Genomic DNA, 25,272 nt, shown 5'->3' with positions numbered 1-25,272 from the left:
GACGGCCCATGCCGGCGGGCGGGGCGCTACGTGACCACGACCCGCACCCTGGCCAGGTTCTGGATGCGGGTGTAGGGGGTGCCTGCGTCGCCCTCCCGCTGGGAGGTGACCCGGAGCACGGCGAAGTAGGTGCCCGGTTCCGGGTAGGCGTGCTCGGCTCCGACCCGGTGCGTGCGCCCCCGGCCGCGGAGCTCACCCCGCACGGGGAAGGTGCCCGCCCCCTCAAAGTCCCACTCGGCGGCCACGAGCTCGCCGGTTCCGGGCGGCAGCCCGATGTCCGCGGAGAAGGTGACGGGCTCTCCCACCTTCACGTCGGTCCGCACGCCGCCGTCGGCCCTGAGGTCGATCACGGGCTGGACGCCCCTTCTCCGCGACGCGTCGGCGGGCACTTCGACCTGGCCGTCGACCACGTCGTACCTGGTGCCGGCCGGCGCCGGCCGTCCCTTCTCCACCCACCCGCTCAGGTCGCGCAGGGCCTGCTGGAGCACGCCGTAGTAGCTCACCAGATGAGGCTGCTCCGCGGCGGTCAGGGTTGGCAGGTGCCCGGCGCGGTCGACGTACCACAGGCGGAAGGAGTCGTCGAGCCGTCGGCCCCGCGCCTGTTGGGCCTGTTCCGCCTTGGTCCGGTACCAGTCGGCCGCCCACGGGAAGGCGTCGATGTCCATCAGGGTCTCGACCACGATCATCTTGCCGTTGAACCGGCCGCTCTGCACCGACCCGGCCCCGTAGTAGGCGCCCTGGGGCCCGATCAGCTCGGCGCGCTGGGGGTACAGCGGCCGGCCGTGGGGGGTGCGGTACTGGTCCCAGACCTCGTAGTCGGGCGTCGGCACCTGGTGGCGGTGGTAGGTCTGCGCCGCCAGGTACCAGGAGTTGTCGACCCGCACCTGGTCACCGGGCCTGATGGCGGCGAACACCTGCGGGTCGACGCCGAAGGCGAACGCGGCCACGTCGCCGGTCACCCGGCTCGGGCGAAGGGTCTTCCCGGCGGCGGCGCCACTGGTGAGGGTCAGGTCCACCCCGGTGAGGTCGCCCGCGGGCACGTCCGCCAGTTGCAGGGTGAAGGTGGCCGGCGACGTGCCGCGGACGGTGGTCGTGTGCCGGATCCGCGCCTGCCGGACCGAGCTCGTGGGATCGGTGCCGAGGTAGCCCGGCTTGGTCCAGAAGTCCTCGACGTACGTGGGGTCGAGGTACGGCACGTAGCCGAAGACGAGCGGCAGGGCCCCGCCGTCCATCGTCTTGTGGGCGAACCACCCGCGCGGCGGGAACCCGAGCCGGGTCACCTCGTTCAGGGCCTGGCGCTCCTCCCGGTCGAGGCCGGCGTACATGTCACCGCCGCCGGGTTCGACGGCGTCGGCGATCCCGGGGAGCCTGTTCCTGCGGGAGAGCACCCGCAGGGCGTGGACGCGGGCGGTGAAGACGTTCGGGATGTACATCGGAGTGCCGATGACGAAGGGCACGGAGCCGTCCCACACGCCGGCCGAGTTCTCCACGCCACTGATCGTCTTGTAACCGCCGCCGCTCCCGCCGTACACGTAGCCGTAGGGACGGTGGGCGCCGTACATTTCGGCGGCCAGGACGCGCGAGTACTTCGCCGCCGCCGCGTCGACCCGGTAGCCGGCCACGGACGGGTCCTTTTTCAGCAGGATCGCGTCCTCGGTGCTCCGGATGGCCTCGTTGCCGCCCCCGTTCGTCTGGACGTAGTAGGCGCCGCTGTCCACCCCGAAGCCGATGTTGAGCGCGGAGGTGTTCTCGCTTCCCGGAATGGCGTTGACGAAATGAAAAAAGCGGCCCTGGTAGGAGGCGGGCGGCGGGAAGGTGAACGAGAACCTGGCGTCGGTCCCCCGGAACCCGCCATGGACGTAGCGGTGGCGCACCGGGCTGTCGCGCCATTCGTCGACGTCGACGTAGGGCTGGTTGAATCTGGGGTCGACGCAGGTCCCGGTCACGAACATGGGGGTGCCGGGGCGGGGCGGCGCGCACGTCGGTGCCGCGGCCGCCGGCGAGGGCGTCGCCGGCAGGAGGCCCGCCGCGCCGAGGAGCGCCCCGGTGATCGCTCCAGGTCGCTGCCATCGCCGCCGTGCGGAGGTGGTCGGTCGGTCGCCCGGTCGTGGGATCTTCGGCATTCTTACCGCCATTCATCCTTGCCGCGACCCGGGCGCCCTCGGGTCCTCGGTGATCCAGGTTTGAGACGTCCCTTTCACCTCAACAGTTACATGCATTCCAGTTATCGACAAGCATCCTCTCCCTGTGCGAAAATACAATTATCGTCAGCTGTCCTCACGACGGCGGCGCACGACAGGCCCACGGCACGTCCCCGGACCGGGGCGCGCACGTCCTCCCGGAGGAGGTCAGAGGTGAGGGGCGACCACGACGCCGAGCATGCCGGGCCCCACGTGCGCGCCGATGACGGGACCGACCTCTCCCTGGTAGATGTCGACGACACCGGGGATGCGCTCGCGCAACCGGGCGACCAGCGCCTCGGCCCGGGCGGGCGCGGCCAGGTGCTGCACTCCGAGGTCGACCGGCCGGTCACCGGCGGTCTCGACCGCGAGTTCCTCCATCCGGGCGATGGCCCGCGCGGCCGTGCGCACCTTCTCCAGCGGTGCGATGCGTCCCGCCACGATGTTCAGCAGCGGCTTCACCATCAGCGCGGAGCCCAGCAGGGTGGCGGCGGCCCCGATCCGGCCGCCCCGGCGCAGGTGCTCCAGGGTGTCCACGTAGAACAGCGACCGGGACAGCTCGGCCCGCCGTCGCGCCGCGGCGACCGCGTCGGTCGCGGTGCCGCCCGCCAGGGAGACCGCGGCCGCGCTCAGCGCCGAGAAGCCGAGCCCCAGGCCGAGGGTGCCGGTGTCGACCACGTGCACCGGCACGGGGGCGTCCTTGGCCGCCAGCCGGGCGGCGTCCACCGTCCCCGACATGCTGCCCGACAGATGGACCGACACGATCTCCGCTGCGCCCGCCTCGGCGGCGGCCCGGTAGGTCTGCGCGAACCGCTCGGGCGCGGGCCGGGAAGTGGTGACCGGCTGCCACTCGCGCAGCGCCTGGGCCGCCTCGGCCGTCGTGATTTCGTTCTCGTCCCGCATCCACCCGCCGATGGCCAGTTGCAGCGGCACGACGGTGATCTCGTGCCGGGCCACCAGTTCGGCGGGCAGATAGGCGGTGGAGTCGGTGATGACCGCGACCGCTCGTCCCATGACGGGAGACTACTCGCAGGAAACCTCAAGATCCGTGAACGGGATATCTCGGAATGTAACGTCTGCGCGACGGGTTCAGGGCTGGATCGGCGTGCCGCCGCGCCAGACCCGCAGCGCACGCAGCCCGAACGCCCAGGCGAAGGCGCCCTCGTGGTCGGCGTCCCACAGCACGATGTCGGCCATCATGCCCGGCGCCAGCGAGCCCCGGTCACCGACCCGGAGCGCGGCGGCACCACCAAGGGTGGCCGCGCGCAGCGCCTCGGTGACACTCAACCCGAACATCGCCACCGCCAGCCCGATCACCACGGGCATCGAGGTGATACCGCACGATCCGGGGTTGTGGTCGGTGCCCAGCGCGAGCGTCACGCCGTGGTCGAGCATGGCGCGGGCCGGCGGCGTCGGCCGGTCGCCGTGCAATGCGCTGCCCGGGCAGACGGTCGCGGTGACCCCGACGTGGGCGAGCGCCTTGATGTCGTCGTTGGAGGCGTGGGTCAGCAGGTCGGCGGACGCGCAGCCCATCTCGGCGGCGACCTGCGCGGCGCCGATGCGCTCGTTGGCACAGGCGTGCATGCGGGTCTTGAGCCCGGCCTGCTTGCCCGCGTGCAGCAGCACCCGCGCCTCGTCGGGGGTGAAGTGGCCCTCGTCGCAGTAGACGTCGATGCTGTCGGCGCCGGCCGCCGCGGCGTCCCCGGCCCACAGCCGGACGGCCTCGACGTACTCGCGGCGCCGCCCGAAGAACTCCGGCGGGAGGATGTGCGCGGCCAGGAACGTGGCGTGGATGCGCGGCATCGACGGCTCGCCCTCCAGCGAGCGGAGCATCCGGATGTCGGCCAGTTCGCCGTCACGGGTCAGGTGGTAGCCGGTCTTGGCCTCCACCGTGGTGGTACCGCTCATGATCCAGTGGCGCAGCCGCTCGCGCACGGCGTTGCACAGGGTCCATGGATCGGTCCCACGGGTCACTGTGACGGTCGAGGCCACCCCGCCGCCGGCCGCGGCGATGTCGGAGTGGGAGGAGCCGCTGGTGCGCATGGCGAGTTCGGCCCAGCGGTTGCCCGCGTACACCGGATGGGCGTGCGCGTCGATCAGCCCGGGGGTGACCAGCCCGCCGCCGAGGTTCTCGACGTGGTCGACGTCGACGATGTCGTCGATGACGCCGGGGACGCTCTGCGGCAGGTCGGAGGCCGGGCCGGCCCAGACGATGCGGTCGTCGTGGATGAGAACGGCGGCGTTACTGCAGACATCGGTGCCCGTCCAGAGCCTGCCGATGTTGGTCAACAGCCGTACCGTCATCGCGTCACCGACCGGATGCGCCGGCCGGCGCGGGAAGAGGACGTCCGGACGCCATGAGGGTCACCTGCTCTCGAACGCAACCACCGACTGGGTGCCGGCGAACCATCGCGGGAGTTCTGGCGGTCGGTTGACCGCCAGGAGCAACGAGCCCGGAGATATCGGTTTCGTCACGGTAGTGCACGCGAGGCCTGATGGACAACCTCTCGCAAAGAAACGCCCCGGGACCTGGCAAGGTTCCCCACGCCCCACCCGGAGCGGGCATCAGAACGCCCATCCCCTCCGATGTCCACCCCGGGCACATGACGGTACGGCCTTCCCCGGATTCGTCAAGTCGAATACCGAGGCCGTGATCGTTCACACGGCCGCGGCGGCGAACCTTTCGAGCTCGCCCGCCAGGCTCTCGGGCACCCGGGCGTGCAGCACGGTGCCCTCGCCGGTGTGGTCCTGCGCGAGCACCTCGCCCTGGTCGTGCACCCGGGCGACCAGGTCACCCCGGTCGTAGGGCACCAGCACGCGGACCTCGCGCTCCAGTCCGGGCAGCGCGCCCTCGATCGCGGCGAGCAGGTCGTCGACCCCGGCGCCGCTGCGCGCCGAGACCACCACGCTGTGCGGCTCGCGGCGGCGCAGCCGGGCCACGGTGAGCGGGTCGGCGGCGTCGGACTTGTTGATCACCACGAGCTCGGTCACCTGATCGGCGCCGATCTCCCGCAGCACCTCGCGGACCGCGTCGATCTGCCCCTCGGGGTAGGCGTCGGAGCCGTCCACGACGTGCAGGATGAGGTCGGCGTCGGAGACCTCCTCCAGCGTGGAGCGGAACGCCTCGACGAGCTGGTGCGGCAGGTGCCGCACGAAGCCCACCGTGTCGGCGAGCGTGAAGGTCCGCCCGCCGGGGGTGGCCGCCCGGCGCACGGTCGGGTCGAGGGTGGCGAACAGCGCGTCCTCCACCAGGACGCCCGCCCCGGTCAGCCGGTTGAGCAGCGAGGACTTGCCGGCGTTGGTGTATCCGGCGATCGCGACCGCCGGCACCTCGCGGCGCCGCCGCCCGGCCCGCTTGGTCTCGCGGGAGACGGCCATCTCGGCGATCTCCCGGCGCAGCTTGGCCATCTTGGAGCGGATCCGGCGCCGATCGGTCTCGATCTTGGTCTCACCGGGGCCGCGCAGGCCCACGCCGCCGTTGCCGCCGCCGGCCCGGCCGCCGGCCTGGCGGGACAGCGCGTCGCCCCAGCCGCGCAGCCGGGGCAGGAAGTACTCCATCTGCGCCAGCTCGACCTGGGCCTTGCCCTCGCGGCTGCGCGCGTGCTGGGCGAAGATGTCGAGGATCAGGGCCGTCCGGTCGATGACCTTGACCTTGACGACCTCCTCCAGCCGGCGGAGCTGGCTGGGCGCGAGTTCGCCGTCGCAGATGACGGTGTCGGCGCCGGTGGCGACGACGACGTCGGCGAGTTCGGCGGCCTTGCCGGAACCGATGTAGGTCGCGGGGTCGGGCTTGTTCCGGCGCTGGATCAGCCCTTCCAGCACCTGGGAGCCGGCGGTCTCGGCGAGCAGCGCCAGCTCACGCAGCGAGCCTTCGGCCCGCAGGACGTCGCCGTCGGTCCACACGCCGACGAGCACCACCCGTTCCAGCCGCAGCGCGCGGTACTCGACCTCGGTGACGTCCGCGAGCTCCGTTGACAGGCCCGCGACCCTCCGCAGTGCCTGCCGGTCGGCGAGGTCCATGTCGCCGGTGAGCGGTTCCTCGGGGTTCTCGTGGAAGTCGTCGCGGTCTTCGAACGGGATCGCAGTCATAGGTCTCCTGTGCGGTCGACGGGATCGGACACCGATCGTCCCACGTGGGGAACGGGGTTTCACCTGCTTTTGTTCCCCCCTCCCGCGGCTCCCATCCCGCAGGAGGGGTAGGACCGGGCTGGACGCGACGACCCCGCTTTGACCCGGTTCGGGGCGGGCGACTAGCGTTTCATTTAACAGAAGGATGATTTCGCTATACGAAAGGTCGGGCAGATGGCTGCACCCGAGGGAGTGGAGATCACCGGTCCTCTCCACGAGCGCTACGACGAGATCCTGACGCCGGAGGCACTGACCCTCCTGGCCGGCCTGCAGCGCGAGTTCGGCGCGCGCCGCGAGGAACTGCTGGCCAAGCGCGCCGAACGGCAGGAGATGCTGTCCAAGGGCGGCACCCTGGACTTCCTCCCCGAGACCGCCGGCGTCCGCACGGACGACAGCTGGCGGGTCGCCGACCCCGCTCCGGGCCTGGTCGACCGCCGGGTGGAGATCACCGGCCCGACCGACCGCAAGATGACGATCAACGCGCTCAACTCGGGCGCCAAGGTGTGGCTGGCCGACTTCGAGGACGCCAACACCCCGCTGTGGAACAACATGATCGAGGGCCAGCTCAACCTGCGCGACGCCCTCGACCGCACCATCGACTTCACCGACCCCAAGAGCGGCAAGTCCTACGCCCTCAAGGCCGACGGGGAACTCGCCACCATCGTGGTCCGGCCGCGCGGCTGGCACATGCAGGAGAAGCACCTCCTGGTGGACGGCAGGCCGATGTCGGGCTCGCTGTTCGACTTCGGGCTGTACTTCTTCCACAGCGCCCGCCGGCAGCTCGCCAAGGGCAAGGGCCCGTACTTCTACCTGCCCAAGATGGAGAGCCACCTGGAGGCGCGGCTGTGGAACGACGCCTTCAACTTCGCGCAGGACGAGCTGGGCATCCCCCGCGGCACCATCCGCGCCACGGTGCTGATCGAGACCATCCCGGCCGCGTTCGAGATGGAGGAGATCCTCTATGAACTGCGCGACCACTCCGCGGGGCTGAACGCCGGCCGCTGGGACTACCTGTTCTCGGTCATCAAGAAGTTCCGCGACCGGGGCCCGGCGTTCGTGCTGCCCGAGCGGAACGCGATCACCATGACCGCCCCGTTCATGCGCGCCTACACCGAACTGCTGGTGCGCACCTGCCACAAGCGCGGCGCGCACGCCATCGGCGGCATGGCGGCGTTCATCCCGTCCCGCCGGGACGAGGAGGTCAACAAGATCGCCCTGGAGAAGGTGCGGGCCGACAAGACCCGCGAGTCCGGCGACGGCTTCGACGGTTCCTGGGTGGCCCACCCCGACCTGGTGCCGGTCTGCCGGGAGGTCTTCGACGGCGTGCTCGGCGACCGGCCGAACCAGCGCGACCGGCTCCGCGAGGACGTCAGCGTGTCGGCCGCCGACCTGCTCTCGGTCGACAAGACCCCGGGCGAGATCACCGAGACCGGGCTGCGCAACAACATCGACGTCGCGTTGCGCTACCTGGCCACCTGGCTGAACGGCAGCGGCGCGGTCGCGATCCACAACCTGATGGAGGACGCCGCCACCGCGGAGATCTCCCGGTCCCAGGTGTGGCAGTGGATCTACAACGGCGTCGAGCTGTCCGACGGCACCAAGGTCACCAAGGAGCTGGTCGAGCGGATCCTCGGCGAGGAACTGGCGCAGATCCGCACCGAGCTCGGCGACGCCTACAACGAACCGCGCTACGACCAGGCCGTGACCCTCTTCAAGCAGGTCACGCTGGCCGACGAGTACTCGGAGTTCCTGACGACCCCCGCGTACCAGCAGATGCCGTAGCGCTCCGTCCCCCGGGGTCCGCCCGGATCCCGGGGGTCCCATCCCGGAGGGGATGCCGATGGAGGAAATCACCCGCGCCCTCGTCGATCTGCTCGGCCCCGGCGCGGTCATCACCGACCCGGTCCGGCTGCGCACCTACGAATGCGACGGGCTGACCCACCACCGGGCGACGCCCGGGGTGGTGGTGCTCCCCGAGAGCGCCGAGCAGGTGGCCGCGGTGGTCCGCCTGTGCGTCGCGGCGGGGGTGCCGTACGTGGCCCGCGGCTCGGGCACCGGCCTGTCCGGCGGGGCGCTGCCCCGCACCGACGGAGTGCTGATCGTCACCGCCAGGATGCGCCGCATCCTGGAGATCGACATTGCGAACCGCCGGGCGGTGGTCGAACCCGGCGTGATCAACCTGGACGTGACCCGGGCGGTCCGGTCCGAGGGGTACTACTTCGCCCCCGACCCGTCCAGCCAGCAGATCTGCTCGGTCGGCGGCAACGTCGCGGAGAACTCCGGCGGAGCGCACTGCCTGAAGTACGGCTTCACCGCCCACCACGTGCTCGCCTGCGAGGTGGTCACCCCCGACGGCGAGATCGTCACCCTCACCGACGGTCCCGGGTACGACCTGCTGGGCGCGTTCGTCGGCGCCGAGGGCACCCTCGGCATCACCACCAAGATCACGGTACGGCTGACCCGGGTGCCCGAGACCGTGCAGACCCTGCTGGCCGCGTTCGAGTCGATCGAGGCCGGTGGCGTGGCGGTATCCGCGATCATCGGCGCCGGGGTGGTGCCCGCCGCCATCGAGATGATGGACGCCCTGTCGATCGAGGCCGCCGAGGACGCGGTGGCCTGCGGCTACCCGCCCGGCGCCGGAGCGGTGCTGATCGTCGAACTGGACGGCCCGGCCGCGGAGGTGGAGCACCAGTTCGCCGAGGTGGAACGGCTGTGCCGGGACGCCGGGGCATTCGAGATCCGCATCGCCGCCGACGACGCCCAGCGGGCGCTGATCTGGAAGGGCCGCCGGTCGGCGTTCGCCGCGGTGGGCCGAATCAGCCCCGCCTACCTGGTCCAGGACGGAGTGATCCCGCGGACCGCGCTGCCGGAGGTGCTGGGCCGCATCGACGAACTGTCGCGGCAGTCGGGGATCAAGGTGGCGAACGTCTTCCACGCCGGCGACGGCAACCTGCACCCGCTGGTGCTCTTCGACGACGCCGAGCCCGGCGCCGCCGAGCGGGCCGAGGAGGTCTCCGGGAAGATCCTCGACCTCTGCATCGAGCACGGCGGGTCGATCACCGGAGAGCACGGGGTCGGCGTGGACAAGTCCCGGTACATGCCGCGGATGTTCACCGACATCGACCTGGACACCATGCAGATGGTGCGCTGCGCGTTCGACCCGGCCGGGCTCTGCAACCCGGGCAAGGTGTTCCCCACCCCGCGGCTGTGCGGCGAGGTGCCCGGCGTCCGCAAGGGCGTGCACCCGCTGGTGGAGCAGGGAAAGGCGGATCTGTTCTGATGAACGTCCAGGAGGCCCTGGAGAAGGCGTGCCCCGACGTCCGGTCCGGGGCGGCGGCGGACGCGGTCCTCGGCGTCCGGCCGCGCTGGGTGGCCTCCCCCGGCACCGTGGCCGAGGCCGCCGGGACGCTGCGGGCCGCCGCCGCGCACGGGCTGGCGGTGGTGCCGCGCGGCGCCGGCACCCGGCTGGGCTGGGGCGCCCCGCCGCGCGAGTGCGACCTGGTCGTCGACACCCGGCGGCTGGACCGGGTGATCGAGCACGCCGCCGGGGACCTCGTGGTCACCGTCGAGGCCGGGCTGCCGGTGGACCGGCTGGCCGAGGTCCTGGCCGGGCAGGGGCAGCGGCTGGCCCTGGACCGGCCGCTGGCCGGATCGACCGTGGGCGGCACCCTCGCCACCGGCGCGGCCGGGCCGCTGCGGCTGCTCTACGGCGGGCCGCGCGACCTGGTCATCGGGATCACGGTGGTCCGCGCCGACGGCGAGGTCGCCCGGTCCGGCGGCAAGGTCGTCAAGAACGTCGCCGGCTACGACCTGGGCCGGCTGTTCACCGGCTCGTTCGGCACCCTCGGGCTGATCGTGGCCGCCTCCTTCCGCCTGCACCCGCTGCCGGCCGCGCGGGCCTACGTCACCGCGCGGGTGGACGATCCGCACCCAGCCGTGCAAGCCGTGCTGCACTCCGCGGCGGTGCCCGCCGCGGTCGAGATCCACGCGCCGCCCGGTGGCCCGTACGCCGTCGGCGTCCTGGTCGAGGGCGTCGCCGCCGGGATCGCGGCCCGCGCGGAGCAGGTCGCCCGGCTGCTCGGCCCCGCCGCCGAGGTCGGTGACGAGCCGCCCGCCTGGTGGAACCGTCCCCCGGCCGCCGCGGACGACCTGCTGCTGGAACTGACCCTGCCGCCGGCCGCGCTGCCGGGCGTGCTCGCCGCGGCCGGCGAGGCGGGCGCGGAGGTCGGCGGCTCGGCCGGTACCGGACGGCTGCACGCCCGGCTGCCCGCCTCCGCCGCCGCGGCGGTGCCCGAGCTGCGGGACCGGCTCGCCCCGCTGGACGCCGGGCTGGTGGTGCGGGCCGCGCCGCCCGGCCTGCACGCCGGGCTCGACCTGTGGGGTCCGGTGCCCGCCCTGCGCCTGATGCGACGGGTGAAGGACCAGTTCGACCCCGGCCACCGGATGTCGCCGGGCCGGTTCGCAGGAGGGATCTGAGCTGAGATGACGGCCCCCGAAGAGCTCCCCAAGCTGATCGACGACTGCGTGCACTGCGGGTTCTGCCTGCCCACCTGCCCCACCTACGTGCTGTGGGGCGAGGAGATGGACTCCCCGCGCGGCCGGATCCACCTGATGAAGCAGCACGCCGAGGGCACCCCGCTGACCCCGTCGATGGCCGGTCACTTCGACGCGTGCCTGGGATGCATGGCGTGCGTGACCTCCTGCCCGTCCGGCGTCCAGTACGACCGGCTGATCGAGGTCACCCGCGCCCAGGTGGAGCAGGAGCACCCGCGGACGCGGGGCGAGCGGGCGATCCGCGGCATGGTCTTCGCGCTGTTCCCCTACCCGCGGCGGCTGCGCGCGCTGCGCGGCCCGCTGCGCGCCTACCGGCGCAGCGGCCTGGACCGGGCCGTCCGGCGGACCGGGCTGCTGGAGCGGATCTCGCCGTCGCTGGCGGCGATGGAACGGCTGGCGCCGGCCCCCGGCCGGGCACCCCGGCTGCCCGAACGGGTGGCCGCCCGGGGCGACCGGCGGGCCACCGTCGGCATGCTGACCGGCTGCGTGCAGCGCGAGTTCTTCCCCGGGGTGAACGCGGCCACCGCCCGGGTGCTGGCGCTGGAGGGCTGTGACGTGGTCGTCCCCCGGCACCAGGGCTGCTGCGGGGCGCTGTCGCTGCACTCGGGCCGGGCGGATGAGGCCCGTGCCTTCGCCCGGCGTACCGTCGAGGCGTTCGAGGGCGTCGATGTCATCGTGGTCAACGCCGCCGGCTGCGGCTCGGCCATGAAGGAGTACGCCGACCTGCTGTCCGGCGACCCGGCCTGGGCGGCGCGGGCGGAGGCGCTCGGCGCGCGGACCCGGGACCTGGCGGAGTTCTTGGTGGAGCTGGGCCCCCGGGCGGAACGGCACCCGGTGCCGGCCACCGTCGCCTACCACGACGCCTGCCACCTGTCGCACGCCCAGGGCGTGCGTGCCCAGCCCCGGGCGCTGCTCGCCGGGATCCCCGGGCTTACGGTCCGGGAGATCGCGGACCCCGAGATCTGCTGCGGGTCCGCCGGGACCTACAACCTGTTCCAGCCCGAGGCGGCCGGCGAGCTCGGCGACCGCAAGGCCGAGAACGTCCGGGCCACCGGCGCCGAACTGCTGGTGGCCGCCAACCCCGGCTGCTCCATGCAGATCGCGGCGGCGCTGCGGCGGCGGGGCGAGGAGATCGCGGTGGCGCACACCGCGGAACTGCTGGACGCCTCGCTGCGCGGGCTCGGCCGGGCCGGGGTTCTTACTCAGTGAGCTGATAAAGCCGAGCTGACAAAACTGCTACTCAGGGTCGTCGTGCTGCCCGATTCGCGGCACGGATACTCTCAGGTATCGTTTCTGCGCCCGAGCCGACGGCCGCCGTCGCCTGTCGCTCGGCCCACATCCGGCGAGGCCGACGCCCCCAGATCCGTGGCGCCCCGGAGGCGCCGGACGCGCCGCAAACCCCGGGAGAAGTCCATGTCGAGGAGCCATCGCCGGCATCGCGCCCGCCGGCGCCGCGGGACCAGCGCGGCGCTGGCCGGCACGCTCGCCGGCGTCGCGGGAATCGCCGCGATCGCGATCGGCGTCGTTGCACTACGCCCCGACGACGGCGGCCGTCCCGCCGCCGCGTCCAGCGCCTCACCCGACGCGTCGTCGCTACCGTCGCCGGGCACCGGCCCGGTCCTCAACCTGACCGCCCCGGAGGGCTACGCCTACGGGCTGGGCGCGGTCAAGGCCGGGACGTCCGACCGGCCGCTGCCGCGGAGCACGCCACCGCCCGCGGACGGCACCTACCCCTATGTCGACTACGTCCTGACCAACCGGGGGTCCGGCCCCGCGCTGCTCGACTACCCCGCCGACCTGTTCGTCCGGCGCTCGCTGGTGCCCGAGGACGTCCGCGGGCGCTGCATGCCCCAGCCCGGCGTGCCGGACGACCTGTGCACGCTGCCGGCCGAGAGCCAGGTCATCGGGCGGATCGGCGGCTCCCGCCCGCCCGACCAGCAGCCCAGCGGCGACATCATGATGCCCGCCGGCGCGTCCTACCTGGTCCGGGTGGCCGCGCAGCTGCCGGTCGGGAAGAAGGCCGGAGCCGACGACCTGCGGCTGTACGTGTGGCACGTGCGCTTCGTCAGCGACCGCAAGGGCGTCGAGGTCGCCCTGCCCTGAGACCGGAACCGTCAGTCGAGCAACGCAGCGGCCAGTTCGGCGCGCTGCGTCCGGGGTGCGCCGTCGAAGGCCTGCAGCCACTGCGCCCGCTTGTAGTAGCGGTGCAGGACGTGCTCCCAGGTGAAGCCGATCCCGCCGTGCCCCTGGATGGCCTGCTCGCAGGCGAGCACCGCGGACTCGGTGGCGTGCGCCTTGGCCGCCAGGCAGGCCCGGCCGGCGAGGGCGTCGCCGGTGTCGACGCACCAGGCCGCCCAGTAGGCCAGCGAGCGCGCCTCCTGGAGCCGGACGTAGATGTCCGACGCCTTGTGCGAGACGGCCTGGTAGATCCCGATGGGCTTGCCGAACTGCTGCCGGGTCCGGGCGTACTCCACCAGCAGGTCGAGCGCCCGCTGGGCGACGCCGACGGCCTCCAGCGCCGCGGCCGCTTGGGCGCGTTCGCGGATCGCGGTGAGCGCCGACAGGTCGGCCAGCCGCCGGGCGGGGGCGCCGTCGAACCGGACGTCCGCGAGCCGGCGGGTACCGTCGATGGCCGTGTGCGGGGTGATCGTCGCGTCGGCGGCGTCGACCGCGTACAGCCCCTCGGGCGTGGTGACCACCAGCAGGTCGACCGCGTGGCCGTCGGGCACCAGCACCTTCTGCCCGGTGATCCGGCCGTCGGCCTCCCGGGTGGACAGGCCCGCGGTGTCGAGGAGGCCCTGCGGCACGCCCGGCTCGGCCCAGGCCAGGGTGGCCCGCAGCCCGCCCGCCCCGGTCTCGGCCCGCAGTTTCTCGTCGAACACGGGGGCGGCCAGCGCCATGGTGGAGAAGAAGGGGGCGGGCAGCGGGCGGCGGCCGGTCTCCTCGAACAGGACGGCCTGGTCGAGGAAGGTCAGGTCGCCGTCCAGCCAGCCCATCTCGGCGAGCCGGGGCCAGACGTCGCCGTCGGTCCCGGTCTCGGAGTCGGCGAGGGCGGCCAGCCGCACGTCGTCGTAGCGTTCGGCCAGGAACTCGCGGGCGAAGCCGCGCAGTTGCTCCTGTTCGGCGGAGAAGGCGAAGTCCATCCCGTCACCGTCCCTTCGGCAGGCCGAGGACCCGCTCGGCGATGATGTTGCGGAGGATCTCCGAGGTACCGGCCTCGATGGTGTTGCCGCGCGACCGGAGCTGCTGGTACTGCCAGTAGCCGTTCCACCAGGCGTCGTCGGAGATCTGGCCGGTCAGCCCGATCAGCGACTGGGCGAAGGCGGTGAGCCGCTGGTTGGCCTCGCTCCAGGCCAGCTTGACCATCGACCCCTCGGGGCCGGGCACGCCGGTCTCCAGCAGCGCGGTCAGGGAGCGGTAGTTGGTGAACCGCAGCGACTGCATCTCGATCCACTCGCGGGCGACCGCGTCGCGCACGACCGGGTCGTCGGCGGGCCGCCGCCCGTCCGGGCCCGGCTGCCTGACCAGCTCGATCAGCCGGTTCACCGTTCCTTCCAGCCCGGCCGTCAGGGCGAAGCCGAGCGTGCCGCGCTCGTGCAGCAGGGTGGTCATGGCGACCTTCCAGCCGTCGCCGGGGGCGCCGAGGATCGACTCCTTCGGCACCCGGACGTCGGTGAAGAAGATCTCGTTGAACTCGGGGTCGCCGGTGATCTGGACCAGCGGCCGGACCTCGACCCCCGGGCTGTGCATGTCCACGACGAGGTACGACAGGCCGGCGTGCTTGGGGGCCTCGGGGTCGGTGCGCACCACGAGGATGCACCAGTCGGCCTTGTGCGCGTACGACGACCAGACCTTCTGCCCGTTGACCACCCAGTGGTCGCCGTCGAGCACCGCGCTGGTGCGGCCCGCGGCGAGGTCGGAGCCGGAGCCGGGCTCGGAGAAGCCCTGGCACCAGATCTCCTCGCCGGACAGCAGCGGCTTGAGGAGGCGCTGCTTCTGCGCGTCGGTGCCCCAGGCGATGATCGTGGGGCCGGCCATGTTGAGGCCGATCACCCCGGGGTGGTTCGGCGCGTTGAGGCGCGCGAGCTCCTCCAGGTAGATCGCCTGGTACACGGGGCTCAGCCCACGGCCGCCGAACTCGGCGGGCCAGGTCAGGCCGACGTACCCGGCGTCGTAGAGCTTGCCGCCCCAGGCGCGCAGGAACTCGAAGTCACCCCGCCCGGCCTCGGGCGCCCGGTCGGCCCACCCCTCGGGCAGGTTCGCCAGCAGCCACGACCGCAGCTCCGTCCGGAACTCGGCCTCCTCCGGGGAATCGCGAAAGTCCACCCTGCCTCCCGATGCGCGACATCGCCCCCCTGCCGGGGAGCGACGCCGTTCACCCTAGTGGAATCTCATTCGGTTAAGTCAGCCCTCCAGCAGCCATAACTACACAGAGTGCGTATTCCGGAATTGTGCCTGCGCCCAACCGGTCAGGCCGCCATGGCCGGTTCCCGGGTCTCGTGCCGGCCGGCCGGGTGCGGGCGCCGCGCCCCCAGGAACAGCAGTGCCAGCCCCGCCCCGGCCCAGACCAGCAGGACGGCCAGCGGCCCGGTGGCCGCGGCACCGTCGAAGAACGCGACCGAGCGCAGCAGCGAGACCGCCGCACCGGGTGGGAGCAACTGGCCGAGCGCACCCCAGCCGGCGGGCAGCAGTTCGGGGGCCGAGGCGGCCGCCGACAGCGGGTTGCCGAGCAGGAGCATGGTCAGCGCGCCGAGCCCGATCCCGGGCCGGCCGAGAACGGCGGACAGCCCCGCCACCGCGCCCGCCACGGACAGGATCGCCAGCCCGAGCACGCCCCAGACCGCGAGGAAGGAACCGGGCAGCGCCGACAGCCACGTCTGCGCGATCAGGGTGGTCACCAGCCCGCCGAGCACCGCGATCCCGAGCAGGGCGGCGAACCGCGCCCCCGCCGCCGGCAGCAGCAGGAACAGCAGCACGGCCGCGGCCATGCCGGACATGATCAGCGGCAGGACCAGCACGCCGAGCACCGCTCCGCGCGGGTCGTCGGGGTCGGCGGCGACGACGTCCTCCACCGGTGCGGCCGGGGTGCCCGAGAGGCGCTGGGCCAGCAGGCCGAGTTGCTGGGCGACCGCCGGGCTGGCGGCGGAGGCGACCAGCACCCGGGGGCCGGCCGGGCCGGCGACCACGGCGCCGTACGCCTCGCGGTCGGTGAGCGCCGCGCGGGCCGCCGCCTCGTCCGGCAGCCGGGTCACCGCGAAGGCGCCGTCGCGCTCCAGCCCGGCGGCGATCCCGACGGCCGCCTGTGGCGGGCCCGCCACGACGAGGGGGACGTCACGGGGGGCCAGGTTCGCCGTCGGCCAGGCGAACGCGACCAGCATCAGGGCCTGGAGGACGACGATCCCCAGGGTCAGGCCGAGCGCGCGCCCGGCGAGGGGGTTGTTCATGCCCGCTCCTATAAAGCGAATGTTCGTTCTCTTTACTGCCGCCAGCGTCACATCGCGGGGCAAACTTGTCAAGAACGAATGTCCGTTTTAGTTTGGGTCGGTGCCCCGAGTCAGCGAAGAACACCTCGAACGGCGCCGGCAGCAGATCCTCGACGCCGCGCGCGCCTGCTTCACCCGCAAGGGCTTCTACGAGACGTCCATGCAGGACATCTTCCAGGAGTCCGGGCTTTCGGCCGGGGCCGTGTACCGGTACTTCAAGAGCAAGAACGACCTGATCCTGGCCATCGCCGCGCAGAACCAGCCGCTGGTCGCCCGGATCATCGACGACCTCGCGGACGCGGCCGAGCCGCCACCGCTCGACGAGATCATGGCCGCTCTCGCCCGGAAGGTGATCTCGCTGCTCGGCGACGACGGCGCGCTGCGGGTCGCCCCCCAGGGCTGGGCCGCGGCCACCTACGACCCGTACGTCGGCGAGATCGTGCAGGGGATCCTGCTCAACACCCGGACCCGCTTCGTCAGGCTCGCCGAGCGGCTGCGCGCCACCGGGCGGCTCGCCCCCGACGCCGATCCCGAGGCCGTGGGCGCCACGCTGCTCTGCATCATGCCCGGATTCGTCCTCCAGCGGCTCATCCTCGGCGACATCGACGACGGCACCCTGCGCGCCGGCCTGCGTGCCCTCCTCGGCACCCCCTAGCCGGAACACCCTCCGGGGGTGATCCTCGACACCCGGTGCGCTTTACCATGCCTTGACCCGATCTTCTGCTGGGGGGCACCGCGTGCACGCAGTCCACTCCCGGACGCTCATCCGGGCCGCAGCGCTGCTCACCGCGGCGGCCATCGCGATGGTGGCCGCCTCGCTGATCCTGCGGGCCCGGCTGCCGGCGGACCTGCGGCAGCCGCTGTGGCACCCGGAACTGGTGGTGGCGCTGACCTACTCCCCGGTCGCCGCGCTGCTGCTGCGGTACCGGCCGCGCCTGCTGGTGGGCTGGATCGTGCTGGGCGCGGGACTCGCGGCGGCCCTCTACATGCTGGCGCTGCACCTGGGGCCGTGGCTGGACCTGCGGGACGCTCCGGCGGCGGGCCTGTTCGAGTGGCTGGGCCGGTGGGTGTGGGCGCTGGACTTCTACCTGCTCACCCTGGTGCTGCCGCTGCTCTTCCCCGACGGGCGGCTGATCTCCCGCTGGTTCCGGCCGGTGCTGGTGGTCGCCCTGCTCGTCCCCCTGATCGTCTGCGTCCACCTGACCGTCGACCCGGACGTGCGCCGGATCGACGGCGGCGTCGCGGTCTACCCGCTCGGCGACATCCCCTGGCCGATCTCGGCCACGATCATGCTCACCCTGGCGGCGTGCCTGGTCTCGGTGGTGCTGCGGTTCCTGCAGGCCGGTGCGGACGAGCGCCGGCAGATCGCCTGGGTGATGTACCCGGGGGTGTTCGCCCAGGCCGTCAACTTCCTCGGCCAGGCCACCCCCATCGCCAACGGGCTGCGCGACCTGATCACCGCCGCGGTGCCCTTCTGCGTGGCGATCGCGATCACCAAGTACCGGCTGTACGACATCGACATCGTCGTCAACCGGACCCTGGTCTACACCGGCGTGGCGGCGGTGATCACCGGTGTCTACTTCCTGCTGGTGGCCGGGGCCAGCCTGGTCGTCGTCGACCAGGGCCTGTCGGGGCTCGCCGGGGCGATCGGCGGTGGCGCGGTCTTCGAGCCGGCCCGGCGCCGGCTGCAGCGCGGCGTCGACCGGCTGCTGCACGGCGAGCGGGACCCGTACCGGCTGGCCGACCTGCTCAACCGGCGGCTGCAGACCGCCTCCGACCCGGCCGCCGCGCTCACCGCCGCCACGGTGGCGGTGCGCGAGGCGCTGCGCGCCTCCGGCGTGGTGATCGAGGTGCTCGACCGGGACGGCAGGACGGCCGTGGCCGAGGACGGGACGCTCGGCAGCCACCCCCGGGTGATCCCGCTGATCTGGCACGGCGAGCCGGTGGGCCGGCTGCTGTTCGCCGTGCCGCACACCCCGGACGCCCGGTTGGCCTCGATCATGGCCCGCAACCTGGCCGAACTCGCCAACGCGGTGCGGCTGGCCGCCGACGTGCAGCGGTCCCGGGAGCGGATCCTCAACACCCGGGAGGAGGAGCGGCGGCGGCTCCGCCGCGACCTGCACGACGGGCTCGGCCCCACCCTGGCGAGCCTGGCGATGACCGTGGACGCGGCACGGATCACCCTGCACCGCGACCCGCCCTCGGTCGACCCGCTGCTGGAGAACCTGCGGACCACCATGGGCCAGGCGATCGGCGACATCCGGGAACTGGTGTACGGGCTGCGCCCGCCCGCCCTGGACGACCTCGGCCTGGCCGGGGCGATCGAGGCGCTGGGCGAGAGCGCCACCGGCGCCGGCGGCCCCCGGGTGGAGGTGCGTGTCGAGGGTGACGAGGCGGGCCTGGCGAACCTGCCCGCGGCCGTGGAGGTGGCGGCCTACCGCATCGTGCAGGAGGCCCTCACCAACGTGCGGCGGCACGCCGGGGCCGGCCTCGCCGTGGTCCGGCTGCGCCTCGACGGGGACCTGTACCTCAGCGTGAGCGACGACGGGGCCGGGATGCCGGCGGGCGGGCGGGCCGGAGTGGGCACGTCGTCGATGCGCGAGCGCGCCGCCGAACTGGGCGGTTCGTGCACCATCGGGCGCGGGGCCGAGGGGGGCACCCTGGTCCAGGCCAGGCTGCCGGCCGGAGAACCTGAAAGGGGCCGGTGACCGCCCCCCGCCAAGAAGGTGTCGTCACCGGCCCCTGACCCCGCGCGGAACTCCGGGGCTCCCATCCCAGGTCCGCGTGGGGCCTTCCATCGGGTGTTCGTGATCACGGTAGGCGTCCCGGGGTCCCGTCCTTGAGGGACGCCCGTCCCGATCCGGCCGGGATCAGCCGAAGACGGTCCGTTCGGCCTCGGTCAGCAGGGTGACCAGTTCCTCCGCCTCGGTCGCGTCCAGCACGGCGAAGGCCGGGGCGACGAGCACGTCGGTGAGCTCCTCCGCGGCGGCCCGGCGCCGCCGGACCTCCTCGGTCGGTTCGGCGTACGGCTCCGGCCAGCCGAAGAACCGCGCGTTGCCCGCACCCGCCTCCAGGAAGTCCGAGCTGCCGGCCAGGATCGCCTCCAGCGGGGTCAGCCCGCCGGCCAGCACCGCCGCCACGTGCACGCCGCCGCGCAGTTCCCGCAGCACGTGGGCGAGCTGCGCGGTCCGCAGCAGCGCGTCGTCGGGCAGCGGCACCGCCCGCCAGCCCGCGAACACCGGGGCGCAGCGCACGTCCGCGGACTCCACCACCCGGCCGAGCAGGTCGGCCAGCCGGTCCGCGCCGGAGATCCCGGACATCTTGCGCCGGGCGAAGGCGTGGCACGCCCGGGTGTAGCCCTCGACCGCCGTGGCGGCGGGCACCCCGGAGGTGAGCTCCCAGGCGGCCCGGATCGCCGCCGGCGGGAAGAACCCGGCCGCCGCGGTCACCACGTCCGCGTCCACCTCGCCGAGCACGCCGAAGCGGCCCCGGAAGTAGGGGGCCATGCCCTCGATCCCGATCTCCGTGCCGAAGGCCATGGCCTCGCGCGAGATCATGAACCCGCCGCCGAGCTTGCCGATCGGCCCCTTGACCGCGGCCGCGATCTTCACTGTGTCGGTCATCCGCCCGCCCTCCTCGATCCGAATCGGATTCTAGAGATCCTAGATGCCGAACGTCACAGCGAGCCGGACGACGAGTTCTTCAGAGCCGGACGTCGCCCTCGGCGACCAGGACCGCCGGGCCGCGCAACTCGCTGGTGCCCCCGGCGAACGCCACGACGACCGTGCCCCCGGGCACGTCGACGGTCCACTCCCCCGCCAGCGGCAGTCCCAGGACCGACTCGGGCGCACCGCCCGGCGGGGCCGCCGCCATCGCCGCGGCCACCGCGGTCGCCACCGCGCCGGTGCCGCAGGAACGGGTCTCGCCCGAACCCCGCTCGTACACCCGCATCTCCACATGCCGCTCGCCGACCGGCCGGAACAGCTCGACGTTGGCGCCGGCGGGGAACACCGCCGCGTCCAGGCCGGGCGGGCGGGTCAGGTCGAGACCGGCCACCGGATCGGTCACCCGGCAGGCCAGGTGCGGATTGCCGACCGAGATCCGCACCCCGTGGTACTCCCGGCCGCCCAGGGTCGCCGTGCCGAAGCCCAGCCGCTCCGGCGGGCCCATGTCCACGCTGACGTCGCCGGTGGCGCCGAGCCGCACCCGGCGCGGCCCCGACCGGGTCGCCACGCTCCACTCCCCGGGCGCCGCGAGCCCCGCGTCGACCAGGTAACGGGCGAAGACCCGCACCCCGTTACCGCACATCTCCGCCACGCCGCCGTCGGCGTTGCGGTAGTCCATGAACCACTCGGCCGCATCGGCCTGCGCCCGCACGGCGGGCTCGACCGCGGCCTTCGCCCGGACCACCCGGAGCACCCCGTCCGCCCCCAGGCCCGCCCGCCGGTCACAGAGCGCGGCCACCACCGCCGGAGCGAGATCGAGATCACCGCCGGGGTCCGGCAGGATGACGAAGTCGTTCTCGGTGCCGTGGCCCTTCACGAAACGCATGGCTGAATGGTAGTTCGCCGCCGTCACCCGGTGGCCAGCGCGAGGGCCCGGGAGACCAGGTCGGGTGCGTCGTGCGGGAGCCAGCGCACCCGCGGGTCGCGCCGGAACCACGACTCCTGCCGGCGGGCGAACCGCCGGGTGGCCCGGACGGTCTCCGCCCTGGCCTGCTCCTCGGTCCACTCCCCCGCCAGGAACCGCAGCACCTGCGCGTAACCCAGCGCCCGGCCGGCGGTCAGCCCGTCCCGCAGGCCCTGCTTCTCCAGCGCCCGCACCTCCTCCACCAGGCCCGCCCGCCACATCCGCCCGACCCGCTCCGCGATCCGCTCGTCGAGTTCGGGACGGGGCACCGCCAGACCGATCTGGACGGCCGCGTACCGGTAGCGGTAGTCGGGCAGGCTGGCGCTGAACGGCCGCCCGGTGATCTCGATCACCTCCAGGGCCCGCACGACCCGGCGCCCGTTGCTCGGCAGGATCGCCGCGGCGGCCGCCGGGTCGCGCTCGCGCAGCCGCTCGTGCAGCGCCCCCGACCCCGCCTCGGCCAGTTCCGCCTCCAGCCGGGCGCGGACCGCCGGGTCGGTGCCGGGGAAGTCCAGCCCGTCCAGCACCGCCCGGACGTACAGGCCCGACCCGCCGACCAGCACCGGTACCCGGCCGCGCCCGCGCACGTCCTCGATCACCGCGGTGCCCAGCCGCTGGTACTCGGCGACACTGGCCGTCTCCGTCACGTCCCACAGGTCCAGCAGGTGGTGAGGCACGCCGCGCATCTGCGCGGACGTCAGCTTGGCCGTACCGACGTCCATCCCCCGGTAGAGCTGCATGGAGTCGGCGTTGACGGCCTCGCCGCCCAGCCGCAGCGCGAGCTCCACGGCGAGGTCGGACTTCCCGGCGGCGGTCGCTCCCACCACCGCGATCACTTCTGCAGGGGCCACGCACCCATTGTCGCAACCAGAACGGGTAGAGGGGTCCGGTGACGGGCGGCGCTCCCGCCGGAGCGCCCCACCGGACGACCTGATCGGGGGTAGGACATGTCGTTCGCCGACAAGATGAAGAAGCTGCTGGGCCAGCACTCCGGCAAGGCCCGCCAGGGCATCGAGAAGGCCGGAGACATGATCGACAAGAAGACCGGCGGCAAGTACGCCTCGCACGTCGACAAGGCCCAGCAGCGGGCCGGCAAGTCGCTGGACGACCTGGAGCGGGACCAGGCCCGCCGCGAAGGCCGCGGTTCCCGGTAACCGCTAGGGCCGGTGGCTCCAGCTCGCCACGAAGTAGCCCACCCCGTAGGGGGCCTCGTCGGCGAGCACTTCGGCCGCGAACGCCCCCTCGCCGGCCGCGCCGGCGAGGACCTGCCACGCCGCCCGCCCGGCCGCCGACAGGTCCCGGGAGAGCCCGGGATCCAGCGCGGCCAGCGCGGCGGCGTCGGCCGTCCCGAGGGCTCGCGCCACCGCCGCGTCGTACGGCTCGGCGCGCTCATCCAGGTAGCCCGGCGCCTGCCGCGACCGGCAGGCCGTCCCGTCCCCCATAGCCAGCATCGCCACCCGGCCACGGGCGGCCAGTTCCGCGCCCAGCCGCAGGCACCCGGACGTGGGCGCATCCGCCGCCACCCCGTGGAACGCCGCGGGCCGGGACCCCAGCAGCCAGCGCCCCACGGTCAGCGACAGCGGGAGCACCGGCGGGCCCGTTCCGACGGTCAGGTCCAGCCCGTAGGGGTGGAACCCGCCCGCCGCACCGGGCGGGTGCTCCCGGGTCAGCTCGTCGGCGCCCACCACCACGATCAGCTCGGGGCCGGCGGCGACCAGCCGGCGCACGGCCTCGGCGCAGGCGGCGCGCAGCCCGTCCAGCTCGGCCGCCGCCTGTGCGGCCACCTCGGGCACCAGCAGGGGCGGGTGCGGGCACACGGCCGCCGCGATCAGCATCCGCCCATCCTGTCACCCGGTTCGATCACCGGGTGCCGCAGGCCGGGGCGGGGGCGGGGGCCGGGCGGCCGACGGTGGGCATGCCCAGGGAAACGCCCGAGGCGGCGGGCGCGGCCTGCCGGGCCGCCCAGGCGTCGCCGGCCCGGGTGGGGCGCACCCGCCCGGCCGGTGCGTCGGCGACCAGGTGGTGCGGGGCCGCGTAGGTGACCTCGACCGTCACCATGTCGCCCGGGCGCACCGGCACGTCGGGCCGGCGGAAGTGCACCAGGCGGTTGTCGGGGGCCCGGCCGGAGAGCCGGTCGGTGGCGCCGTCCTTGCGGCCCTCGCCCTCGGCGACCAGCACCTCCAGCGACCGGCCGAGCTGCCGCCGGTTCTCCGCCCAGGAGATCTCCTCCTGGAGGGCGACGAGCCGCTCGTACCGTTCCTGCACGACCTCCTTGGGGACCTGGCCGTCCATGTCGGCGGCCGGGGTGCCGGGGCGCTTGGAGTACTGGAAGGTGAAGGCCCCGGAGAAGCGGGCCTCGCGCACCGTGTGCAGGGTCTGCCGGAAGTCGTCCTCGGTCTCGCCCGGGAAACCCACGATGATGTCGGTGGTGATGGCCGCGTCCGGGATGGCCGCCCGGACCTTCTCGATGATGCCGAGGTAGCGCTCCTGCCGGTAGGACCGGCGCATCGCCTTGAGCACCGCGTCGGAACCCGACTGCAGCGGCATGTGCAGCGACGGCATGACGTTGGGCGTCTCGGCCATCGCGGCGATCACGTCGTCGGTGAAGTCGCGGGGATGCGGGGAGGTGAACCTGACCCGCTCCAGCCCGTCGATCTCGCCGCAGGCGCGCAGCAGCTTCGCGAACGCCGCCCGGTCGCCGAACTCGACCCCGTAGGCGTTGACGTTCTGGCCCAGCAGCGTCACTTCGAGCACGCCCTCGGCGACCAGGGCCTGGATTTCGGCCAGCACCTCTCCGGGGCGCCGGTCGCGCTCCCGGCCGCGCAGCGCCGGGACGATGCAGAAGGTGCAGGTGTTGTTGCACCCGACCGAAATCGACACCCAGGCGGCGTACGGCGACTCGCGGCGGGTGGGCAGCGTGGAGGGGAACGTCTCCAGCGCCTCTTCGATCTCGACCTGGGCCTCGTCCTGGATCCGGGCGCGCTCCAGCAGCACCGGCAGCGACCCGATGTTGTGGGTGCCGAAGACCACGTCCACCCAGGGCGCCCGGCGCACGATCGTCTCGCGGTCCTTCTGCGCCAGGCAGCCGCCGACGGCGATCTGCATGCCCGGGTGCCGGTCCTTGACCGGCCGCAGGTGGCCCAGGTTGCCGTACAGCCGGTTGTCGGCGTTCTCGCGCACCGCGCAGGTGTTGAAGACCACCACATCGGGCTCGGCGCCCTCGGCCCGGGCGTACCCGGCGGACTCCAGCAGGCCGGCCAGCCGCTCGGAGTCGTGGACGTTCATCTGGCAGCCGTAGGTGCGGATCTCGTACGTACGGCCCGCGGCAGGGGAAACAGTGGACGCGCTCATGACCCCACCCAGGGTACGCGTTTCCCGCCCCCGCTCGGGCGAATCACCTATCGCCCCTGGTCGGCCCGGCGATGAACAGATCCGTGATCCGATCGGTACCGCACAGTAAGCGAGGGTAAAGCGGGCATGACGTAAAGTCCCCGAGCATGAAGGAGAGCGGCAACGAGGCCGACGAGACAGGCTCCGGCGGCCCCCTCGTCGTGCTCGAGAAGGTCAACAAGCACTTCGGCGACCTGCACGTGCTCAAGGACATCGACCTGACCGTCGACCGGGGCGAGGTCGTCGTCGTCATCGGCCCCTCCGGCGGGGGGAAGTCCACCCTGTGCCGGTCGATCAACCGGCTGGAGCCGATCGACGGGGGCACCATCCTGGTCGACGGGACCCCGCTGCCGGCCGAGGGCAAGGCACTGGCCCGGCTGCGCGCCGACGTCGGCATGGTCTTCCAGTCCTTCAACCTCTTCGCGCACAAGACGATCCTGCAGAACGTCACGCTCGGCCCGATCAAGGTGCGCAAGGTGCCCAAGGCCAAGGCCGAGGAAGAAGCGATGGCGCTCCTCGACCGGGTCGGCATCGCCAACCAGGCGAGCAAGTACCCCGCCCAGCTCTCCGGCGGCCAGCAGCAGCGGGCCGCGATCGCCCGGGCGCTGGCCATGCACCCGAAGGTGATGCTGTTCGACGAGCCCACCTCGGCCCTCGACCCCGAGATGGTCAAGGAGGTGCTGGACGTCATGACCGGCCTCGCCGGCGAGGGGATGACCATGATCGTCGTCACCCACGAGATGGGGTTCGCCCGCCGCGCCGCGCAGAAGGTCGTCTTCATGGCCGACGGCCAGATCGTCGAGGTCAACACCCCGGACGAATTCTTCACCAACGCGCAGACCGACCGCGCCAAAGACTTCCTATCCAAGATCCTCACGCACTGAGCCGAGGGGCTCCGGCAGAAAAGT

Annotated in this window: 21 protein-coding genes; 9 read left to right on the top strand and 12 right to left on the bottom strand. The window is 73.2% G+C overall.

What is annotated here, in order from left to right; translation table 11 throughout:
- Positions 1 to 26 precede the first annotated feature (26 nt).
- The 4 genes from DPM19_RS35460 to hflX form a co-directional block, all read right to left on the bottom strand.
- The gene (locus DPM19_RS35460) at positions 27 to 2,123 is read right to left on the bottom strand and encodes a PKD domain-containing protein (RefSeq protein WP_158566911.1); all 2,097 of its coding nucleotides are present in this window, start codon (positions 2,121 to 2,123) and stop codon (positions 27 to 29) included.
- 225 nt (positions 2,124 to 2,348) lie between these two features.
- Positions 2,349 to 3,194: a DegV family protein gene (locus tag DPM19_RS27240; RefSeq protein ID WP_111870910.1), complete on the bottom strand. Its 846-nt coding sequence runs from the start codon at positions 3,192 to 3,194 to the stop codon at positions 2,349 to 2,351.
- 75 nt (positions 3,195 to 3,269) lie between these two features.
- Positions 3,270 to 4,484, bottom strand: a complete 1,215-nt coding sequence (gene hutI, locus DPM19_RS27235) for an imidazolonepropionase (protein ID WP_111870909.1) — start codon at positions 4,482 to 4,484, stop codon at positions 3,270 to 3,272.
- 354 nt (positions 4,485 to 4,838) lie between these two features.
- Positions 4,839 to 6,269, bottom strand: coding sequence for a GTPase HflX (gene hflX / locus DPM19_RS27230; protein WP_111870908.1), 1,431 nt, complete (start codon positions 6,267 to 6,269; stop codon positions 4,839 to 4,841).
- A gap of 213 nt (positions 6,270 to 6,482) precedes the next feature.
- Here hflX and aceB point away from each other — a divergent pair, with 213 nt between their 5' ends.
- The 5 genes from aceB (at position 6,483) to DPM19_RS27205 (ending at position 12,965) form a co-directional block, all read left to right on the top strand.
- The gene (gene aceB / locus DPM19_RS27225) at positions 6,483 to 8,090 is read left to right on the top strand and encodes a malate synthase A (protein ID WP_111870907.1); all 1,608 of its coding nucleotides are present in this window, start codon (positions 6,483 to 6,485) and stop codon (positions 8,088 to 8,090) included.
- A gap of 58 nt (positions 8,091 to 8,148) precedes the next feature.
- Positions 8,149 to 9,588 (top strand): FAD-linked oxidase C-terminal domain-containing protein, encoded by a 1,440-nt coding sequence (locus tag DPM19_RS27220; RefSeq protein WP_111870906.1) that lies wholly within the window; start codon positions 8,149 to 8,151, stop codon positions 9,586 to 9,588.
- Positions 9,588 to 10,784 (top strand): FAD-binding oxidoreductase, encoded by a 1,197-nt coding sequence (locus tag DPM19_RS27215; protein ID WP_111870905.1) that lies wholly within the window; start codon positions 9,588 to 9,590, stop codon positions 10,782 to 10,784. Before DPM19_RS27220 ends, DPM19_RS27215 begins: the two co-directional genes overlap by 1 nt.
- A gap of 6 nt (positions 10,785 to 10,790) precedes the next feature.
- On the top strand, positions 10,791 to 12,071 hold the full coding sequence (locus DPM19_RS27210) for a (Fe-S)-binding protein (RefSeq protein ID WP_111870904.1): 1,281 nt from the start codon (positions 10,791 to 10,793) through the stop codon (positions 12,069 to 12,071).
- Between the two features lie 204 nt (positions 12,072 to 12,275).
- A complete protein-coding gene (locus tag DPM19_RS27205) occupies positions 12,276 to 12,965 on the top strand; it encodes a hypothetical protein (protein WP_111870903.1) in 690 nt (229 codons plus the stop codon).
- Between the two features lie 11 nt (positions 12,966 to 12,976).
- On the opposite strand, the gene DPM19_RS27200 is transcribed toward DPM19_RS27205, so the two are convergent.
- The 3 genes from DPM19_RS27200 to DPM19_RS27190 all read right to left on the bottom strand — a co-directional run bounded on the left by DPM19_RS27200 (position 12,977) and on the right by DPM19_RS27190 (position 16,306).
- Positions 12,977 to 14,005 (bottom strand): acyl-CoA dehydrogenase family protein, encoded by a 1,029-nt coding sequence (locus tag DPM19_RS27200; RefSeq protein ID WP_111870902.1) that lies wholly within the window; start codon positions 14,003 to 14,005, stop codon positions 12,977 to 12,979.
- A 4-nt stretch (positions 14,006 to 14,009) separates the two neighbouring features.
- On the bottom strand, positions 14,010 to 15,188 hold the full coding sequence (locus DPM19_RS27195; protein WP_111870901.1) for an acyl-CoA dehydrogenase family protein: 1,179 nt from the start codon (positions 15,186 to 15,188) through the stop codon (positions 14,010 to 14,012).
- Between the two features lie 143 nt (positions 15,189 to 15,331).
- Positions 15,332 to 16,306 carry a hypothetical protein gene (locus DPM19_RS27190; protein WP_111870900.1) on the bottom strand — a complete coding sequence of 325 codons (975 nt, stop codon included), beginning with the start codon at positions 16,304 to 16,306 and terminating at the stop codon, positions 15,332 to 15,334.
- 100 nt (positions 16,307 to 16,406) lie between these two features.
- On the opposite strand from DPM19_RS27190, the gene DPM19_RS27185 reads away from it, so the two are divergent.
- Together DPM19_RS27185 and DPM19_RS27180 are read left to right on the top strand one after the other, a co-directional pair.
- Positions 16,407 to 17,000: a TetR/AcrR family transcriptional regulator gene (locus DPM19_RS27185; protein ID WP_111870899.1), complete on the top strand. Its 594-nt coding sequence runs from the start codon at positions 16,407 to 16,409 to the stop codon at positions 16,998 to 17,000.
- Positions 17,001 to 17,082: 82 nt separating this feature from the next.
- Positions 17,083 to 19,053 carry a sensor histidine kinase gene (locus tag DPM19_RS27180; RefSeq protein ID WP_233510781.1) on the top strand — a complete coding sequence of 657 codons (1,971 nt, stop codon included), beginning with the start codon at positions 17,083 to 17,085 and terminating at the stop codon, positions 19,051 to 19,053.
- A gap of 162 nt (positions 19,054 to 19,215) precedes the next feature.
- Here DPM19_RS27180 and DPM19_RS27175 read toward each other — a convergent pair whose 3' ends face one another.
- The 3 genes from DPM19_RS27175 to miaA form a co-directional block, all read right to left on the bottom strand.
- Positions 19,216 to 19,968 carry an SCO6745 family protein gene (locus DPM19_RS27175; RefSeq protein WP_111870898.1) on the bottom strand — a complete coding sequence of 251 codons (753 nt, stop codon included), beginning with the start codon at positions 19,966 to 19,968 and terminating at the stop codon, positions 19,216 to 19,218.
- A 79-nt stretch (positions 19,969 to 20,047) separates the two neighbouring features.
- Entirely contained in the window at positions 20,048 to 20,896 is an 849-nt protein-coding gene (dapF, locus tag DPM19_RS27170; RefSeq protein WP_111870897.1) for a diaminopimelate epimerase, read from the bottom strand.
- Between the two features lie 23 nt (positions 20,897 to 20,919).
- Entirely contained in the window at positions 20,920 to 21,810 is an 891-nt protein-coding gene (miaA, locus tag DPM19_RS27165) for a tRNA (adenosine(37)-N6)-dimethylallyltransferase MiaA (protein WP_111870896.1), read from the bottom strand.
- Positions 21,811 to 21,921: 111 nt separating this feature from the next.
- Here miaA and DPM19_RS27160 point away from each other — a divergent pair, with 111 nt between their 5' ends.
- On the top strand, positions 21,922 to 22,128 hold the full coding sequence (locus DPM19_RS27160) for an antitoxin (protein WP_111870895.1): 207 nt from the start codon (positions 21,922 to 21,924) through the stop codon (positions 22,126 to 22,128).
- A gap of 3 nt (positions 22,129 to 22,131) precedes the next feature.
- Here the strand turns inward: DPM19_RS27160 and DPM19_RS27155 are convergent, their stop codons facing one another.
- The gene (locus DPM19_RS27155; protein ID WP_111870894.1) at positions 22,132 to 22,809 is read right to left on the bottom strand and encodes a class III extradiol ring-cleavage dioxygenase family protein; all 678 of its coding nucleotides are present in this window, start codon (positions 22,807 to 22,809) and stop codon (positions 22,132 to 22,134) included.
- A gap of 25 nt (positions 22,810 to 22,834) precedes the next feature.
- On the bottom strand, positions 22,835 to 24,325 hold the full coding sequence (gene miaB / locus DPM19_RS27150) for a tRNA (N6-isopentenyl adenosine(37)-C2)-methylthiotransferase MiaB (protein WP_111870893.1): 1,491 nt from the start codon (positions 24,323 to 24,325) through the stop codon (positions 22,835 to 22,837).
- Between the two features lie 146 nt (positions 24,326 to 24,471).
- On the opposite strand from miaB, the gene DPM19_RS27145 reads away from it, so the two are divergent.
- The gene (locus tag DPM19_RS27145; RefSeq protein WP_199485306.1) at positions 24,472 to 25,248 is read left to right on the top strand and encodes an amino acid ABC transporter ATP-binding protein; all 777 of its coding nucleotides are present in this window, start codon (positions 24,472 to 24,474) and stop codon (positions 25,246 to 25,248) included.
- Positions 25,249 to 25,272: the final 24 nt, after the last annotated feature.

This window comes from Actinomadura craniellae, assembly GCF_003289645.1.
Lineage (GTDB): Bacteria > Actinomycetota > Actinomycetes > Streptosporangiales > Streptosporangiaceae > Actinomadura_D > Actinomadura_D craniellae.
Note: the sequence above shows the minus strand (reverse complement) of the source record. Positions and strands in the feature narration are given on the sequence as shown.